The following is a 17425-nucleotide window of genomic DNA, read 5'->3' as shown; positions in this document are numbered from 1 at the left end:
TTTAATTTTCTTCCTTAGGGATTAAACATTGTACACCAGGTAGAGTTCGTCCTTCTAAAAATTCTAAAGAAGCACCGCCACCAGTGGAAATATGCGTAATTTTGTCTGCAACACCCGCTTTGTTCACAGCAGCAATCGAATCACCACCACCCACAACCGTTTTGGCCTTGGATTTACTAATGGCTTTTGCAATCTCAATGGTTCCCTTCGAGAACTTGTCCATTTCAAAAACTCCCATCGGTCCATTCCAAAGGATGGTTTTGGCTTCTTTGATTGCTTTGATGTAATTATCTACGGTTTTTGGGCCAATGTCCATTCCCATCCAACCGTCAATGATTCCCATTTTATCAACAGACTTGGTTTTGGCATTGGGATCAAAGGCATCCGCAATGATATGATCCACTGGAATTTGAAGGTCCACTCCTTGGATTCCCGCTCGGTCAATGAGTTGGAAGGCTTGGGATTCAAAGTCTGGTTCCACAAGGGATTTACCCACGGGAACCGCTCTCGATTTGAGGAAGGTATAAGCCATCCCCCCACCGATGAGTAGATGATCTACTTTTTCCAGTAGGTTCTTTAAAATAGCAAATTTGGAACTTACCTTGGATCCACCCACAATCGCCACAAAAGGGCGTTCTGGTCTTGCAAGGAGTCCACTTAAAACTTCGATTTCTTTGCGCATCAGAAGTCCTGCAAAAGCAGGGAGAAGGTGAGCCACACCTTCTGTCGAGGCATGGGCTCTATGTGCAGTTCCGAAAGCATCGTTCACATAAACATCAGCAAGTTTTGCCAATTCCTTACAGAAGGCAGGTGCATTTTCCTCTTCTTCCTTATGGAAACGAAGGTTTTCTAAAAGTAAAATTTCACCTTCCCCCAGTTCATTTGATAACTTCACTACTGGCGCTCCAACGACAGCTTCCGAGAAACTGACTTTGGTTTTTACAAGTGTGGAAAGTACATCAAACACGGGTTTCATGGAATATTTTGGCTCAGGCCCGCCTTTGGGGCGACCTAAGTGACTTCCCAAAATGATCTTTGCCCCTTTGGAAATGAGTAATTCCAAAGTGGGAAGGGTTTTTTCGATCCGAGTTTTGTCTGTTGCTTTTCCGTTTTCTACAGGGACATTGAAGTCCACACGGACAAAAACTCTTTTTCCTTTTAGATTTTGTTCTTCTAGAAGAGGTAATTTCATCTTAGCCTTTTTTTGCCATGTAACGTACGAGGTCTAACACTCGGTTAGAGTATCCCATTTCATTGTCATACCAAGATACGAGTTTGAAAAAAGTGGAGCTAAGTTCAATACAAGCATCTGCATCAAAGATAGAAGAACGAATGTCCCCAAGAAAGTCGTTAGAAACCACCATATCTTCTGTATAACCAAGGATTCCTTTCATGGAACCTTCACTGGCTTCTTTCATTTTCTTTTTGATTTCTGCAAGTGATGTTGGTTTTTCTGTGCGAACGGTTAAATCCACAACAGACACGTCTGGAGTGGGAACTCGGAAACTCATACCTGTGAGTTTTCCGTTTACTTCTGGGATACAAAGTCCTACTGCTTTTGCTGCTCCTGTGGATGCAGGGATGATGTTTTGCGCTGCACCGCGTCCACCACGGAAGTCTTTTTTAGAAGGCCCGTCTACTGTTGGTTGGGTTGCTGTCATCGCGTGGATGGTAGTCATGAGTCCTTCTACGATTCCAAAGTTGTCAAGAACCACTTTTGTAATCGGAGCAAGGCAGTTCGTTGTACAAGATGCGTTAGAGACAACATTGTCTTTTGCAGAATCATATTTTTCATGGTTCACACCCATAACAAAAGTAGGGATGTCTTTGTCTTTTGCAGGGGCTGAGATCACGACTTTTTTCGCGCCAGCTTTGATGTGTTTTTCAGCACCCACTCGGTCAGTAAAAAGACCAGTAGATTCAATTACAAAGTCCACTCCGAGTTCTTTCCACGGGAGTTTTTCTGGGTCTCTTTCTGAGAAAGTTTTAACTTTTTTGCCATCGATAATGATTTCGTTGTCTGTGTGAGAAACTTCACCGTCGAATCGACCGTGAGTGGAGTCATATTTGAAAAGATAAGAAAGGTTGTCTGGGGTCACGAGGTCGTTGATGGCAACGAATTCTAAATTGGGATCTTTGATTCCGGAACGAAGTACAAGTCGTCCAATGCGACCAAAACCATTGATTGCGATTTTTACCATGAGTTTCTCCTAAAAGGCTCGTATCGAGAGATGAAACGATTTTTTAATTACAGAATTTCGGATTCGGGGTCTCTGTCACTCATTTTAAGACCTAAAGCTGCATAGAACCCTTAAGAAATTGAGAAATTCCCCATACTACTTGCCAAAATTTCGCAATGGAATCCGTCGAATAGGATTAGAAATTACCCATGAAAGGCTTAGAAAAAGAGCTAAAACGGGCACGGAACGAACAGAAAATTTTGGCCGAAGTCTCCTCCCACCCAGCAATTCGATCTGGGGAGATCGTTGTATTTGCTTCTTTTATTACGGAATCAGTTTCGAAACTTGTCGGAATCGAAAGGGTTGGGGTTTGGCTCTTTAATGAAACCAAAAACGAACTGCATAATGTTGACACATACCTTTTAAGCAAAGCAGACCATATCTCCGGAGCCATTTTGAAAGAAGCTGAATTTCGTGAGGAGTTCCAATACCTCCTGACGGAAAAGTTTGTAGATGCCAATGATCCCTATACCGATCCAAGAACCAAAGGTTTTATCAATTCTTACCTAAAACCAAATGGCATCACAGCTATGTTAGACGGAGTCATTCGAATGGGTGAGGAACTGATTGGAACAATCTGTTTTGAACACGTTGGAAAATCACATACTTGGGAAGAAGATGAAATTATATTTTGTAGCCAACTCGGAGATCAGATTGCCCTCACCGTTAGTAATTTTCGAAATAATGAAGTAAACAAGGAATTACAAGCCAGGGAAAAAGAACTTCGGGAACTCAATGAAAGTTTAGAAAGGTTAGTGGAAGAGAGAACAAAAAACCTGAAACAAACAAATGCAGAATTGGAAGTGACCATTTCCAGTTTACGAAAAACACAAGCACAGCTCATTTTATCCGAAAAAATGGCAAGCCTTGGCCAACTCGTTGCTGGGATTGCACATGAAATCAATAATCCTATCGCCGCAATCCATGCTTCGGCTCAAAATTTAAAAGAATCTCTATTTGATTCTGAGTTATCGTTATTCCAAAAGGAACTAAAAGACCTTCTACCATCCTTAGACAAACAGAAGTTATTCTTAAATTGTTTGGATGTTTTAAAAACTCGTGTGGATATGGTTTCAGGAAAGGAGAGGATGAGGCGGAGAAAAGAAATTGAATCTTGGCTCAAATCTAAAAATATACCGGAATCTTTTTCTTATCAGTTAATTGATTCTGGATTTGAATTGCCCATTCTGGAAGAGTTTGAAATTTTGTTTCAAGACTCGGATGTGTTTGCCATTATTTCTTTGTTAGCCGAAGAGATCACCGTGTTTCAATCTTTGAGTATTATGCAACTTGCCGTGGAACGAGCGAGTAAAATGACTTTTGCATTAAAAAATTTTGCAAGGTTTGAAGTTTCCACAAATCCCATAAAAACTAACCTTCATGAAAATATAGAAACTGTCATCACTCTCTACCAAAATCAGTTCAAAAAAAAGGTGACTCTCATCAAAGAATTTGAGCCAGTTCCCTATATCGAAGGTTATCCGGAAGAGTTATTACACCTCTGGACAAATTTGATTTATAACGGATTACAAGCCATGACCTTCTCTGGAGTGATGAAAATTCGAACTGAAGTTTTGGAAGATAAACTGAGAGTGACAGTGGAAGACACTGGATGTGGAATTCCAATGGAAGTCCAAAACCGAATTTTTGAGCCCTTTTTTACAACCAAACCGTCTGGTGAAGGGAGTGGGCTTGGTCTCGATATTTGTAGGAAAATTGTGGAAAGGCATAACGGACAAATCCACTTTGAATCAAAACCAGGTAAAACCAAGTTCTTTGTGGATTTACCTTTTGTACTTTCCGTTTAATATTTGTTTTGTTTTACCAAAGAGTTGCGATGACCTGAGTTTCCTGAACCACTCCTAATGTCCTTGAATCCACTCCTAGTTCTCTGTTGTCAGCAAGTAAGAAAAAAGATTTTTCTGGAACTGTGATTTTGGGCATATCATCGGATTCCGTTTTACCTGGTGGGATGAGTGGGATATCGTTTGAGGCTGATTCGGGAAAACTTGTGGGATCGAGAACCGATCCGTTACGAAAGACCAATCTTTTTTGTACAGAAATTGTATCTCCCGGTTTCCCAACAATCCGCGCAATAAAAACGGATTCCGGATCCAGCGGGGAACGCACAAGAACCACATCCCCAATTCCTAATTGTTTGGCTCGAAACCATTTGTTAAAATAAGCAGTGGATCCATTTTTTAATGTGGGTTCCATAAACTGGTTAGGAACATGAACGGGGGTGATGATATAATACTTCACGAGAATTGCAAAAAATAACCCTAAACTGAGGGGAATTAAAAACTCATACAGTCTTGTTTTGAAAGGAACTTTGTTTTTAGGTTTAGACATGGAAATAATTGATCTCTCTTCGTAAACTTTCTGAAAGTTGGTTCATGTTCTGTGAACTGGATTTTGTGCCTTCACTCGACATCGCAGTGGTTTGGGCATGGGTGTTAATTTCAGCCATTGACCTAGAAATTTCGAGCATCGCCATTTTCTGTTCGTCGGTAGCTTCTCTGATCATTTCAGAAAGTTCTCGGATTTGTGTGACACCTTCGTTCACTTCTTCGTTGGTTTCAATTTGTTTTTGGACAACGGAACGAATTTCTTTTGTCATTTGGTTGATGGAGTTTACCCCAGAGATGGTTTCACTTAAAATCACAATGGACTGGTCAATTTTTTCCTGGCCTTGTTTGATTTCCCCTTCGTTTTGTTTGATGAGTTCTTCAATGTCATCAATGGACTTGGCGGTTTTATCAGCAAGTTTTGAGATTTCATCTGCAACTACGGCAAAGCCACGACCGCTGACACCGGCTCTTGCGGCTTCGATGGCAGCATTCAGGGCCAATAAATTGATTTGTTCTGAGATATTGTGGATGATTTCTACAACATTTGTCATTTCCGAGGAGGACTCATAGATTTTGTCCATAGAAAGTTTCATTTCACTGAGAGACTTTTCACCTAACTTGGCATCGTTTGTGATTTCTTCTACCCTTGTGTCAGCGATTTGGAACTTTTTATCAATTTCTGAGACAGCCTGGTTCAGTTCAGTCATCTTTTTCATCAGGGAAACCAAGGTAAAAGATTGGGTTTCTGTCCTTTGGGCCACACTTTCAATCCCGGCTGTAATTTCTTCTACAGAGGCGGATATTTCTTCACTGCTTGCCGCTTGGTTTTGGGCAGCATCGGAAAGAGATAACATTGATTCATAAATATCGGAACTTGTGTTTGTGAGTTCAGTCGATACGGTTTGGGTTTTGTTTACAATTTGGCGTAGTTTGGTTTGGAAATCAAACATGGCATTGGCCATACTTCCAATTTCGTCACGACTTGAATCATAAAAATCGGATTGTAAATTTCCTTTTACCATATCCGCGATTCTCACTTTGATTCTCTCTAGTGGTTTTAGTTTGGATTCGATGACGAGTACCGTGATGATTCCTATGAGTAAAACAACAATGATAGAAATCGCAAGTGTGGTAAAAAGACTAAGCAATGTTTTTTCATATAATTCTGCGTTTTCAAAAATACAAAAAATTACATAATTGAATTCAGGGTTTTTGACAAAGAAAATTCTTTTGAAAGTCCCGTCTTCTGTAGAATCGGCAAAACCAAGAGCATCCTCTCTTTGGAAAGGAATATCAAAAACTAACTTAGTTTTGGCGTTCGTTCCAATTTCTTTTTTGTTTGTGTAGTAGATGACAGCACCATCTCCATCAAAAAATCCAACCTTTCCAGAAACCCCAATTTTAATATTTCCTAAAATAAAACTAGAGAGTTTGCCAATATTGAGAAAACCACCTACATAACCCAAAAACTGATTGTTTTGATAAACGGGGAGAGTGTAAGGGGAAATGATATCTCCAGAAATTTTAGAACGAAAACTTGTATGACGAAGTGGACCTTGTTTGGCTAGTTTTTCATTTTCGATATAAAATACTGATCCTGATTTCCCAAGATCATAATCATTTGTGGAAACAAAAACTCCCGATTCTGGTTTGTAATAAAAAAGAGCCTCTACGGCATGGTTTGTACTTTTTAATTGGATTTCGTTTAGGACATTCTGTATTCCTTTGATGTTTTTACTAACGATTTGATCTTTCAGTTTATTTTCAGAAAAAACTGATAAGGTTAGGCGGTCGCGAAAATCAACCAATGTGACACGCATCAGTGTCTCAGAGTCCATCACCGCTTGTTCCATACTGGTATTTACCAAATTCAATTCTTGGCGGAAATTCATGCGGTAGTTGATGATAAATAAAATGAGGATGGCGGCAAAAAAGGAAAGAACCGTTTGGAATCCTAAATTTCTCGAAAGTTTCCTTGTATTGATCCTTTGGGTTTGGTCATTGCGAATCGAAAGTAAAATTCCTTTGATATTGAATTTGTTTTCCACATAATCGATAAATATGGATTGAAAGATGACAGTCACAGCCAAAGTTAAAAAAAGACCAATGGCCATCTCACTCATCAAAATAAAGTTTTTGGATTTTAAATAAAATAGTAGGGCACCGATCACAAACAAAAATCCGATGGCATAACGGATGATCATGTCAATGATGGCAACTTTTCCAAGATGATCCAACCAGAAGTAAGCTAATTTGTGGTCTCGTTTTGTGACCTTTGGTGTTCCAATCCGAGAGACTGGAGCAAATCGAATCCAATAAAAACTAATACAAAATCCGAGGATGAAAAAAACTGAGATGGATGTAGAAATTAGAATGATTTGAAATTCCTCTCCTGACCATTCTGTAAAAAAGTAAATATAACTGAGGAGAGTGGGGACACCGATTCCGTAATTAAAACCTTCCAGACCAAAAATTATAAATTTGATCATTTTTCGTATATCCATACCCTAGGGATACAAACTGTCTAAGAATTGTAAACGTAAAATTCCAATTAGAATCCATAATGAAAGACGCACTCATTCTACAAACCATCCAAGAAAAGATTAAAAACTTAGGAAGTTTACCTGGTTGTTATCTTTGGAAAAATGAAATCGGCGAAGTGATTTATGTTGGTAAGGCACTAAAACTTCAATCAAGGGTTCGGTCTTATTTAAATCCGAACCAAAAAGATCGTAAAACAAGAGCTCTTTATGTAGAATTGTATGATCTAGACTGGATTGCCACAGGTAATGAAAAAGAAGCTTTGCTTTTAGAAGCTACATTAATCAAAAAATACAATCCTAAGTTTAACGTAAGACTCAAAGACGATAAAAATTATCCCTTCCTCTGTGTATCAACAAGTGAGGATTATCCCATGGTTTTTATTACTAGAAAAGTAAAAGACAATGGAGATCGGTATTTCGGTCCTTTTACGGATGTGAAAGCGGCTCGTGATACTTTGGAATTGATACATAGAATCTTTCCAATTCGTAAAACCAAATTAAAACTACCACTTTCCAAACCCCAAAGACCTTGTCTCAATTTTCATATGGGCCGTTGTCTTGGGCCATGCCAAGGAAATATCTCAAAAGAAACCTATGCTGAGTTAACCGATGAAATTCTTAGTTTTTTAGAAGGGAAAAAGGAACGTTTGGTTTCTGGATTAAAATCTGCAATGGTTAGAGCTTCCGAAAAAATGGAATATGAAAGAGCAGGATATTTAAAAACACGGATCGAAAAAATCAACCAAGTCCGAGAAAAACAAACTGTTGTTAGTATGGATGGAGGTGACGAAGATATCCTTGGAATTGGAAAACGAGAGGATGAAGGCCAAGTGGTAATTTTAGAAGTCAGGGGAGGAAGGCTTGAAGGGAAAAAATCTTTTCCTATTACTGGACTCTCTTTTTCTGATGATGAAGAAGTATTTACCTCTTTTCTACGTGATTATTATTTGAATGTAACTCTCCTTCCGAGTACAGTTTTTTTACCTCCTTCTGCCAAAGGAAACTATGATGTTTTTGTGGAAGCCATCACCGAAAAATTTGGAACTTCCATCAAACTTAAATTTCCGGAGATGGGCCCCAAAAAATCTCTTCTTCGGTTGGCTGAAAAAAATGCCGAACTCAGTTTGACGGAACGAATTCTTGCGACCAAACTCCGAGACCAAACGGTGGCAATGAAAGAACTCCAAGAAAAGTTAAATTTACCTGTGTTACCAAGAACCATTGAATGTTATGATATTTCTCACTTCCAAGGTTCTTCTCCTGTGGCAAGTGGTGTGATGTTTGTGGATGGAAAACCGTATAAGGCCGGTTATAGGCATTATAAAATGCGCGGGTATGAGGGAATCAATGATCCGGGTATGATCCATGAAGTGATCGCACGCCGTCTCAGTCATTTGGTGAATGAAGAAGAAACACTCCCCGATTTAATTGTCATTGATGGTGGACTCACGCAGCTGTCGAGGGCAGCAGAAGCTGCCAATGCATTGGAACTAGGTCATATTCCAATGGTTGGCCTCGCCAAAAAACGAGAGGAAATTTATTTCCCAGGTGAAAAACATCCTTATAGTTTTGATATGCATTCTCCTATGATGCGACTCCTTCGGAACTTGCGAGACGAAGCCCATAGATTTGGAGTTACTTTCCAAAGAGTCCAAAGAAAGAAAAAAGCATTAAAAACCATTTTAGATGATATGGAAGACATTGGCGCAAGCCGACGGAAAAGTATCTTATCCTATTTCCAATCCAAAAAGAAAGTCACCGATGCTACAATTGGTGAGTTAAAAGAAGTTCCAGGGATTGGGCCTGTCCTTGCGGAAAAAATATACAATGGAATTCAAAGGTTAAGAAAAATAGAACCATAAATATGATTTTCCACCCATCTAGGCGAGGTGGGAGATGCGAAAACAATTATTACTCTTTATTTTTTTTCTCTTATGCAGATGCCAAAATAAAGAAGAAATCCCCTTCCTTTCATTTGGTGATGGTTTTACGGATACTCCAAAATTGGAATTCCAATATGGATCCATCGAAGAAACGGGAGACACCATTGAAAATACAAACTATACTAGTTTTGATTCAAATGTAATTTGTATCCATTCTCTCCCGCTTTCACTATATAAACGCGAATTAGGTGGAAAGTTTCGGATTTGTTGGAAAACAAATGAATCTCTTTTCCAGAAATGGAACGAAGGTTTTTCCTTATTGGAAAAAGATTTTTTAGAATATCCAAATTGGAATCTGAGTGGGAAGGGATGGCAGGCTTCCACGATCGAATTCGGTAAATGGAAAAAAGAATCGGAAGAGTTGGATGTTCTTTCCTCCTGGGATTCGCAGATTTGGTCGGGTGGGCTTGTTACTTACCAAACTTTGGGACTTCCTCATCCCACCTTAATCCAAAGGACAGTAGAGGTTTGTGAAGTTGTATTTCCTTCCCACAATTTGGCAGGTTCCGAAAATAAACAAAGAACTCTCGTTTTCGAATTCCCTTGTCCGAACCTAGAAGAAATTGCCGAACAAATTGAAACTCAAAATGAAAAGTGGCTGGCAGAGTGTGATCAAACAGAGCCTGTGGTTTCCGAACTCTTTCGACATTCCGAGTCTTCTTACCAAAGGTTTATTGAATGGGAAAATCCAAAAGATAGAGTTCTTTGTCCCAGGTTTTCCTCAATCGATTGGGAGTTAGATGGATCTTGGAAATCATTCCAGTCTGATTTATTTTCTAAAAGAACCAAATTGATTCTACCACGAGGGATTCTTCTTTTGTCAGATGAATCCAAATATCACGGAATTCCCATTCCAAAAGATTTTTTAGTAGGCCTTGGAACAAATGTTAGGGTTCGTTTTGGAGATTCTGAATATAGAGATTCTAAATTTTCTTTTCGACAAGGGAATGAATTTTTTACAACCCAAACTCATTCCGTATCCTGTCGCAACCAATTCAATTTTTGGAAAACAGAAGAAATCTTTTGTGGAAATCCAGGTTTGCCTAATTCTTTAGAAAAAAAAGAAAATGAAGACACCATACCAGGTTGCAAACCCGACCAAATCCAAATCACTGAATTTTATCCCGGAAATCATTTTGATTCCGAGATGCCACTACCAGGATTTTTTGAATTTCAAAACACAGGAAAAACTTGTGACGGATCTTCCCTCAATTGGTTTTTTGATCATTCCATTTATCCTCTGTCAGCTGGTGAATGGGTTTTGCCAACTGGCTCTATTTTCCTTCTCACAAGAAAACGTTGGGCTGGACTCGAACTTTTGGAGAAGGAGAAACCATTTTCACTTCCAAAGCTATCATTTCAAATTCCCAGTTTCTACTTTGAGGACAGAAAAACGAAATTAAAATCTGAATTTGTAACCAGTCCTTATCATTTCCATCTCCTTCGAATCCAAGAAAAAAATCGATTTTCAATCCAAGTAAACTTAAAAAATGAATCACCTCATCCTCGAGTGGGTAGTTCTCCTTTTTTATCCTCTTATGGTTTTCAGATCAGTCCAGGAAATGCAAACGAGAGTTTGGTGAATCAAATTTCTACCGAACTTTTGGAATACCATCCCGGGCCATCTTCGTTTTTTGACTTCGGATTTTCCGGACGAGAGGAAGGAGTTGTTTCTTTTGAAAGAGAAAATGGCAACCGATATTCCTTTTGGAAACCAAGTGGCACTGAAATTTTAACCTTAGTCGCTGACCCTGCTGGTTGTTTCGGAGAAACAAATTACCGACTGCCGGAAGATTTTTTTAACCATCAATTTCGTTCGCTTCGTTTTCAAAACCTGAACTCCGATGCCCAGGTCACCATAACATTCGATCCAAATGTCATTCGAGAAAAAAGTATGGACGGAACTCGGTCACTCCATCCAGAACCAAATCCAATTTTCTTTTCTCGTTCTTTAGTTCCTTCGCTCAATTGTGCGGGAAACTTTCGAAGTCCGGGGCAAAGAAAAGAAAGAAGTTTGGAAGTGGAGAGGTTACCATCCGCTTTTACCTATCTGTCAAATCTTATCTTAGACCAGCAAACGGAAATTCTGATAGGGAATGGATCGGAAAAAGTCTCTTCTATTTTACAGCCATTAGGTGGCAATTCCTACCAACTCCAATTGGAATCTCCACTACCGCATTTTCCAGAAGAACAAATTTATTCTTATTTTTCTCATCCAAAACTCATTAAATCAAAAAGTTTTTTAGAAAGAAAGGGTCCCGTTCAAATCGAAGCCATTTATCCAAACCCTCACCAATCACAAAATGAATGGATCTATCTTTGTAATCGTGGAAATGATCCAGAGGATTTGGCTTCTTATTTGGTAGAAGACGAAGGAAACACAGATGAGCTAGTTTCTTACCAATCTCGGTTTCCAAGCCTTTCCCCATTGGGAAGTGGGGGTAGGAGTTTCCAATACAATTCTACCATCCTAAACCCTGGTCGTTGTGCTTGGATTGTGGATCCAGATGGTAAGGACTGGTTTTTACCTATCTTCCAAAAAGGATCGGATTTACTCCTTACCGTTCGAACAACATCAACCATCGGCAATGGGATCTCTTCTGGTGAGTTCATTCAACTCAGAAAAAAACAGGGTTCAAAATCCATTTTAATTTCTTCTTTTGGACACAAAGAGAGTTTTTCTCCGCTTCGTATCACAGTTGCCACAGGTGAGTTTCTTTGGTTGAAGTCAGATGCCTTGGGGATGTCGCTGAGTGATTTCGAAATCTTTCGCGAGGAATTTTGAAACTCACTAGGGTTTTTCCATTTTTCGTATGCTCTCTGTTATTTGGAGTGTCTCCGCAGTATGCAGTGGGTCTGGAAGTTGGAATTCTTGGTTACGAATTGTTTTTAAGAGAGGTCAAAACACAAAAGCCAAACGAAATTCCTGGTTGGGATTTGGCATTGGGTAGAATGGGTCAAAATTTTCAAAACTCTTCTTATTTGAATCGAGTTTCCAACGAATCCATGTTTGTCGGCCTCAAAGATAAAAATAAAAAAGATAAAATTGTTTGGGATTTAGAGATCAAACTCACTACAGGAAAGGAAACAGGGTTAAATCCTTTTTATTTAGGAAAAAATCATTATCTTGGATATGAAACTTCCAAATTTCTTTTTGGAGTAGGACGGAGAGAACATTTGTTTCGGCCCAAGGCTTTTCAAACTGGTTATGATGGAGGAGAGGGAGCTTTTATTGAATTTTTACCAAGTTCCCATTTAACGTTACAGTTTTTTCTTTGGGATCGGTATTCGGGAGTTATGTTATTTGAAAAGGATCGATTCCATTCTTTTCTTCCTGATGTATTGGGTGACGAAGAATTAAAATCCGACGGATCCCAACCAAACAAAAACAGACGAAGTCACCATCGTAGGCATTCCTTTGGTCTTGTTTATGGAGAATATTTTATCTTACGCCTTGGGTTACAATACCTGGAACTTGGGAATTTTGGACGTAATACCAAGGATAGTCCTTGGGAAACTAAGGTTTCTGGAGCCGATGGGGATTCCCTCGTCACCGGAAATTTAGGACTCGGAATGGATTTGGAAATTCTAAATTTCCAATTTGATTTTCTTTGGGCAAAGGGAAATGACAGAACCAGTTCTAAAACGGCTGCAAAGCCAAATTCCATTCCGATCTCAGGAGAAGCGTTGCAGATGGGAGCCGAACTACGATTTGGTGATTTTCTTTTTCGAAGTTCTCACTTCCTATCAGATAGAGAAGAAAGGAATGCAAAAAATCAAATCATTCGGGATGGTTTTGTTTTTTTGGGGGCACACCCCGCTCAAACTCCCTATTTATCTCAAATATTTCGGATCTTTCCTGCAGCGGCAGTCACCGAATCTGGTTATGAAAAAAACTTTGCTTTGAAAGAAGGTCGGTGTTTCGGTTATCTGACAGAACTTGTTTTACAATTCACCTATGGTGAGTTTGTTGCGAAGTTAGTCGGATCTTACTTTTTACCGTACAAAGTAAGTGGGCAGACGGATGGACGGATTAGTTTTCAGAAACGGGATTTTGAAGTTTTTTTCATTGGAGAGGGGCTTCTTGAACTTTCTTTTAAAGAAGAATCCTCTTTTGAGTTAGGGCTCGGATTCTCTAATTTATTTTTACCAGAGTCGATGGGCATAGTATCAAACTTCGGATATGTTTTTGGGAGACTTCAAATATGAATTGGATTTATTATTCTTGTTCGATTCTTTGTTTTTCAAATATCTTTTTTTGCAAAAATCCGAAAGCTAAGGATCTAAGTTCCCTTTTTTTCCCTGCGGCTCCTGTCACAGAGTTATACTTTTCTTATCCTGGTCGAGATATCGCGGAAGAGAAAAAAAGACTAGTGAAAGATGTTTTACTTTCAGAGATTCGAAAGGCAAAAATTTCGATCCGTGCTTATCTTTATTCCATAGATGATTATGAAATCATTTCGGAACTCTATTTAAAAAAGAGAATGGGTGTACAAATACAACTTTTCGGTGATAAAGAGGAAGATTACTCGGAATTAGAATCTTTTGGTTTGGAAATAAAAAGATGGTCAGGTTCAGGAATCCATCATACAAAGATTTGGATCATCGACAAAACTCGTGTATTTATGGGAACAGGAAACTTTACCACCCACGGGTTATTGACAGATCATAATGTTTATTGGACTCAAAACATTTCTGAAAAGGAATCATTCGAGATGATTTCTACTTTAGAGGGAAAAAATCCAAGAGGATTTTTTCAACTAGGTTTTTTACGATACTATACTTCTCCCGAAGCGGGCTTAGAGATCCAACAACAGTTACTCGATGCAGTGGATCAGGCACAACATTCCATTAAGTATCTAATTTATTCCCATTATGACCCGGTTCTTAGTTTGAAACTTTTGGAGGCAAATAAAAGAGGAGTTCGTGTAGAAGGGATATACAACAGTCCTATGTCTACGAACCCTGAAGGCATTTTCCTTAGTAAAAGTTTAAGTTTTCCTTCACAAATTTGGGAAGACGGGAATGTTGATTTTGTTTATAAAAACGATCGGTACTTGGGCGGGTTATTACACCACAAAACAATGATAATTGATGACAAGATTGTTTATACTGGTTCTTATAATTTTTCTGTATCAGCAAGAGATAAAAATAAGGAAGTTTTTGTTAGGATGGAACATCCTACTGTTGCCAATGAATTCCTTATGGAATGGAAACGAATTTTATGGATGTCAAATTCCGTTACGAATCCAACGTTAAGTTCAGAACAAACAAATCCAAATGCCGATTCTGATTTAAAATTCTATTCTATCCAGAGGTTTCAAAACTCTTTGTTCCAAACAAATGTTTTGTTCAATAGTGATGGATACTTTGATACCAATTCCAATGCATTGTCAAGTGCTTACAAACAAAGTATGGGACTAGTAGGCATAGTCAGGAATAAACTTGGGGATCGGTTTTTATTTTCTTCCAATCAGATTGATCCTATTTGGGAAGAATCTGACGGGTCTCCTTCACGACTCATCTTACAAAACTATTTTCTGGGAACTGCTGTTTATCTTTCTAGTGGAGAGAAGGTTCTTTCCTTTTCTTTTTGGGATGGTTCCCATCCGAAACAATCCTTTATACCGGATGGGAATTCAATTATTTTGGGTCAGACAGATTTTTGGAGGGGAAAAAACTTATGGTTTTGGGTGCGGACAAATCAAGGAAACTTTTCATTTTGTCATACAAAAGAAAAAAATAAACCACCCGAATGGATGGTATTTTTAATGAACCGTTTAGAAGTTACAGGAAAAATAACTCCAGTTTGTTCTAGCGACTGATCATTCCATTTTGTCTTCGATGATAGGAAGTAAAATCTTCGCAATGTCATCTTGGAGTTTCATATAGTTATTGATTCCTAAATGAGTGATTTGTTTGTTCACATCGTTTAACATTGTTTGTATGAGAAGTACAAGGGTGTGTTTTTTGTCTTCAGGAAGTTTGGAATCATGGATCAAATCTGACATGGCCTGTCCAGTTTTCCTTGCAAAAGAGATTTTCCAAGCATTTTTAAACCCAGTTTTTCAGTTCTAATTCTTTTAACTTAGGAGATAAACGGAAGGTAAAGAACACAACAAGGATGGTCATAACTCCTCCAAAAACAACCGAACCCACCGGGCCAAGGAATTTTGCGGAAACCCCTGACTCAAAGGCTCCAATTTCGTTTGAAGAACCAATAAAGACTTTATTGATCGCACTTACGCGGCCCCGCATATCCTCAGGAGTCATGGTTTGCATGATGGTGGAACGAACCACAACGGAAACACTATCAAAAACTCCTGAAAGAAAGAGAGCAGTTAGGGAAAGTAAAAAGGAATGGGAAAGGCCAAATACAAGCATACAAACTCCAAATCCAAACACACAAAGTAATAAAACTCGGCCGGACTTTTCCAAAGGTGGTTTATACGTGAGGTAATAGGCCATGAGGAGAGCACCGAAAGAAGGGGCTGCTCGTAAATATCCTAGACCTTCGGAACCAACAAATAAAATGTCTTTGGCATAAACTGGGAGAAGGGCAACAGCTCCTCCAAATAAAACTGCAAACATATCTAGGGCCATAGCACCTAACATGATTTCGTTTTTCAAAACAAAACGTAATCCTTTGAGAAGACTGTCTTTTAACGCTTCCTTTTCTTTGCGTTCCGGAAGGTCACGTTTTGCGATCCAAAAGAAAAGTAAAAAGGGAAGTCCAATACATATCGAATCCAGTACATACGCGGCCTGCATTCCAAAACTTCCGTATACTATTCCACCGAGAGCAGGTCCAATCACGGCACCTGCTTGGAAGGACGTTCCCATCCAAGCCGCCGAATGTGGGTAATGTTCTCTTGGCACAAGTTGTGTGACAAAACTAAAGATGGCTGGGGATATAAACCCCCTCGCAATTCCTGAAACCAGAATCACTAAAAATATAGGATATGCTTTGTAGGTTTCCAGTAAAAATGACAGAGGGCCAGTGAATGCAAAAAGAGTGAGAGAACAAACAAGTAAAAAGAAGAGGCAGATAACAATGATATTACGCCGATCTTTTAAGTCTGCGAGATGTCCGGCATAAAGGGCAACAATGATGGAGGGGATTGCTTCAAAAAGTCCAACGAGACCTAGGTCAAGGACACTTCCTGTTAGTTCATAAACCTGCCAACCGACAATCGTGGCTTGGATGTTGATCGCTAGAACCATAAAGAATCTTGCGACAATAAAGTAACGAAAGTCACGGTGTTTGAAAATGGCCAAAGAAAGGTTTTTCTTCATCTCTTAGGCCAGTGTTTAGAAGCCCTAAATTTGGGGCAATCGACAATCTTAATGTTTATTTCTTAATTGGATTCGCTACCCAATTGGATATTCAATGTTTTGACTGCTTCCTCATTCCCTACGTTGTCAATCCCGTAATAGAATAATTGAAAGGATCCCTTACATGTTGCTTTTAACTCAATAATCGAAATCTCAGCAGTATATGGTTTAAATTCAGATTGGTTCCCCGACTGACAAGTGTAAGCAACAAGTATGTCTTTGGTTCCACTCAAACGATCTTTCGAGGTGAGTTTGATCTTAGTTTCTGGTGAAAGGAACTTAACCCCGCCTTTACCACTTGCAGTTTGTCCTACCCAGTTCAGTTTTGTTTCAGGTGGAGTAGAATCTTTAATAAAGTCTAAAACTTGAATTGGTTCTTTGTTACCAGCATGGTCTAGAGAAAAATACAAAAATTTATAATTCCCTTCTTCTTGGACTGGAACTGAGGTCATCGCTTTGCTGGAATTCCAGTGGCCTCTGTTCATCTGATAACGTATTTCGGCAACTCCCGATGCATCATCGGTAGGATTGAGTGTTAGATGGTCTTTTGTCAGATATCGAATGGATTCATCCTTTTCTTTTACAATAACAAAACTATCACCCGAAATTACTGAAGTGGCTTTTTTCGGTTCCGTTTTAGGAACAAAGGCTTTTTTGGTAGCAACATATTCTTTGGGAACAGAGAGAGGGGAACCTGGATCCACATTTGTAGAATATACTTGGGTCCAAAACCCTTTAGCCCCATATTCACCGAGTCTACGAACACGAAAGTATTCAAAATCATCCTTGGGTGTTACAGTAATTCTGTTTCCCTTAAACTGAATGGATTCTGGAGGTTTGGGGGCAATGCTGTCCCCATTCTCATTCGGTTTCTCTTGCCAAAGTTCCAATTCAAAATTGGCATCTGCTTCAGCATCGATTGCTATGCGAAGTTCTCTTTTTGGTTTAGAAACTAGAGAACTAAATGTAAGAAAAACAATCCCAAGGATCAGTAAAAAATTTCGATTCATATT

Annotated in this window: 12 protein-coding genes; 5 read left to right on the top strand and 7 right to left on the bottom strand. The window is 39.1% G+C overall.

Annotated features, from left to right (window positions below; translation table 11 throughout):
• Position 1: 1 nt before the first annotated feature.
• Positions 2-1192, bottom strand: a complete 1191-nt coding sequence (locus tag EHQ24_RS18425; protein ID WP_135603053.1) for a phosphoglycerate kinase — start codon at positions 1190-1192, stop codon at positions 2-4.
• 1 nt (position 1193) lies between these two features.
• Positions 1194-2201, bottom strand: a complete 1008-nt coding sequence (gap, locus tag EHQ24_RS18420; protein ID WP_002973650.1) for a type I glyceraldehyde-3-phosphate dehydrogenase — start codon at positions 2199-2201, stop codon at positions 1194-1196.
• A 188-nt stretch (positions 2202-2389) separates the two neighbouring features.
• Between gap and EHQ24_RS18415 the strand changes: the two genes are divergently transcribed.
• Complete coding sequence (locus EHQ24_RS18415; protein ID WP_135603052.1) at positions 2390-4048, top strand: GAF domain-containing sensor histidine kinase; 1659 nt, start codon at positions 2390-2392, stop codon at positions 4046-4048.
• 13 nt (positions 4049-4061) lie between these two features.
• Here the strand turns inward: EHQ24_RS18415 and lepB are convergent, their stop codons facing one another.
• The gene (gene lepB / locus EHQ24_RS18410) at positions 4062-4592 is read right to left on the bottom strand and encodes a signal peptidase I (protein ID WP_135603051.1); all 531 of its coding nucleotides are present in this window, start codon (positions 4590-4592) and stop codon (positions 4062-4064) included.
• On the bottom strand, positions 4585-7080 hold the full coding sequence (locus EHQ24_RS18405; RefSeq protein ID WP_135603050.1) for a methyl-accepting chemotaxis protein: 2496 nt from the start codon (positions 7078-7080) through the stop codon (positions 4585-4587). The genes lepB and EHQ24_RS18405 overlap by 8 nt, the downstream gene beginning before the upstream one ends.
• Positions 7081-7154: 74 nt before the next feature.
• On the opposite strand from EHQ24_RS18405, the gene uvrC reads away from it, so the two are divergent.
• Genes uvrC through EHQ24_RS18385 form a run of 4 tightly spaced genes read left to right on the top strand, consistent with a single transcriptional unit; the run spans position 7155 to position 14902 of the window.
• A complete protein-coding gene (gene uvrC / locus EHQ24_RS18400) occupies positions 7155-8996 on the top strand; it encodes an excinuclease ABC subunit UvrC (protein WP_135603049.1) in 1842 nt (613 codons plus the stop codon).
• Positions 8997-9030: 34 nt separating this feature from the next.
• Positions 9031-11862, top strand: a complete 2832-nt coding sequence (locus tag EHQ24_RS18395) for an LIC11755 family lipoprotein (protein ID WP_135603048.1) — start codon at positions 9031-9033, stop codon at positions 11860-11862.
• A complete protein-coding gene (locus tag EHQ24_RS18390) occupies positions 11859-13286 on the top strand; it encodes an LA_2168 family protein (RefSeq protein ID WP_135603047.1) in 1428 nt (475 codons plus the stop codon). Before EHQ24_RS18395 ends, EHQ24_RS18390 begins: the two co-directional genes overlap by 4 nt.
• On the top strand, positions 13283-14902 hold the full coding sequence (locus tag EHQ24_RS18385; protein WP_135603046.1) for a phospholipase D-like domain-containing protein: 1620 nt from the start codon (positions 13283-13285) through the stop codon (positions 14900-14902). Before EHQ24_RS18390 ends, EHQ24_RS18385 begins: the two co-directional genes overlap by 4 nt.
• Here the strand turns inward: EHQ24_RS18385 and EHQ24_RS18380 are convergent, their stop codons facing one another.
• From EHQ24_RS18380 to EHQ24_RS18370, 3 genes are all read right to left on the bottom strand, one after another.
• A complete protein-coding gene (locus EHQ24_RS18380; RefSeq protein WP_135583192.1) occupies positions 14903-15088 on the bottom strand; it encodes a hypothetical protein in 186 nt (61 codons plus the stop codon).
• Positions 15089-15131: 43 nt separating this feature from the next.
• Positions 15132-16373 (bottom strand): MFS transporter, encoded by a 1242-nt coding sequence (locus tag EHQ24_RS18375; protein WP_135603045.1) that lies wholly within the window; start codon positions 16371-16373, stop codon positions 15132-15134.
• 62 nt (positions 16374-16435) lie between these two features.
• Positions 16436-17422 carry an LBF_2017 N-terminal domain-containing protein gene (locus EHQ24_RS18370; RefSeq protein ID WP_135603044.1) on the bottom strand — a complete coding sequence of 329 codons (987 nt, stop codon included), beginning with the start codon at positions 17420-17422 and terminating at the stop codon, positions 16436-16438.
• Positions 17423-17425: the final 3 nt, after the last annotated feature.

The sequence above is a fragment of the Leptospira noumeaensis genome, assembly GCF_004770765.1.
In the GTDB taxonomy this organism is placed as follows: Bacteria; Spirochaetota; Leptospiria; order Leptospirales; family Leptospiraceae; genus Leptospira_A; species Leptospira_A noumeaensis.
The sequence above is the reverse complement of the archived record's forward strand: the minus strand, read 5'-3'. Positions and strand labels throughout refer to the sequence as shown.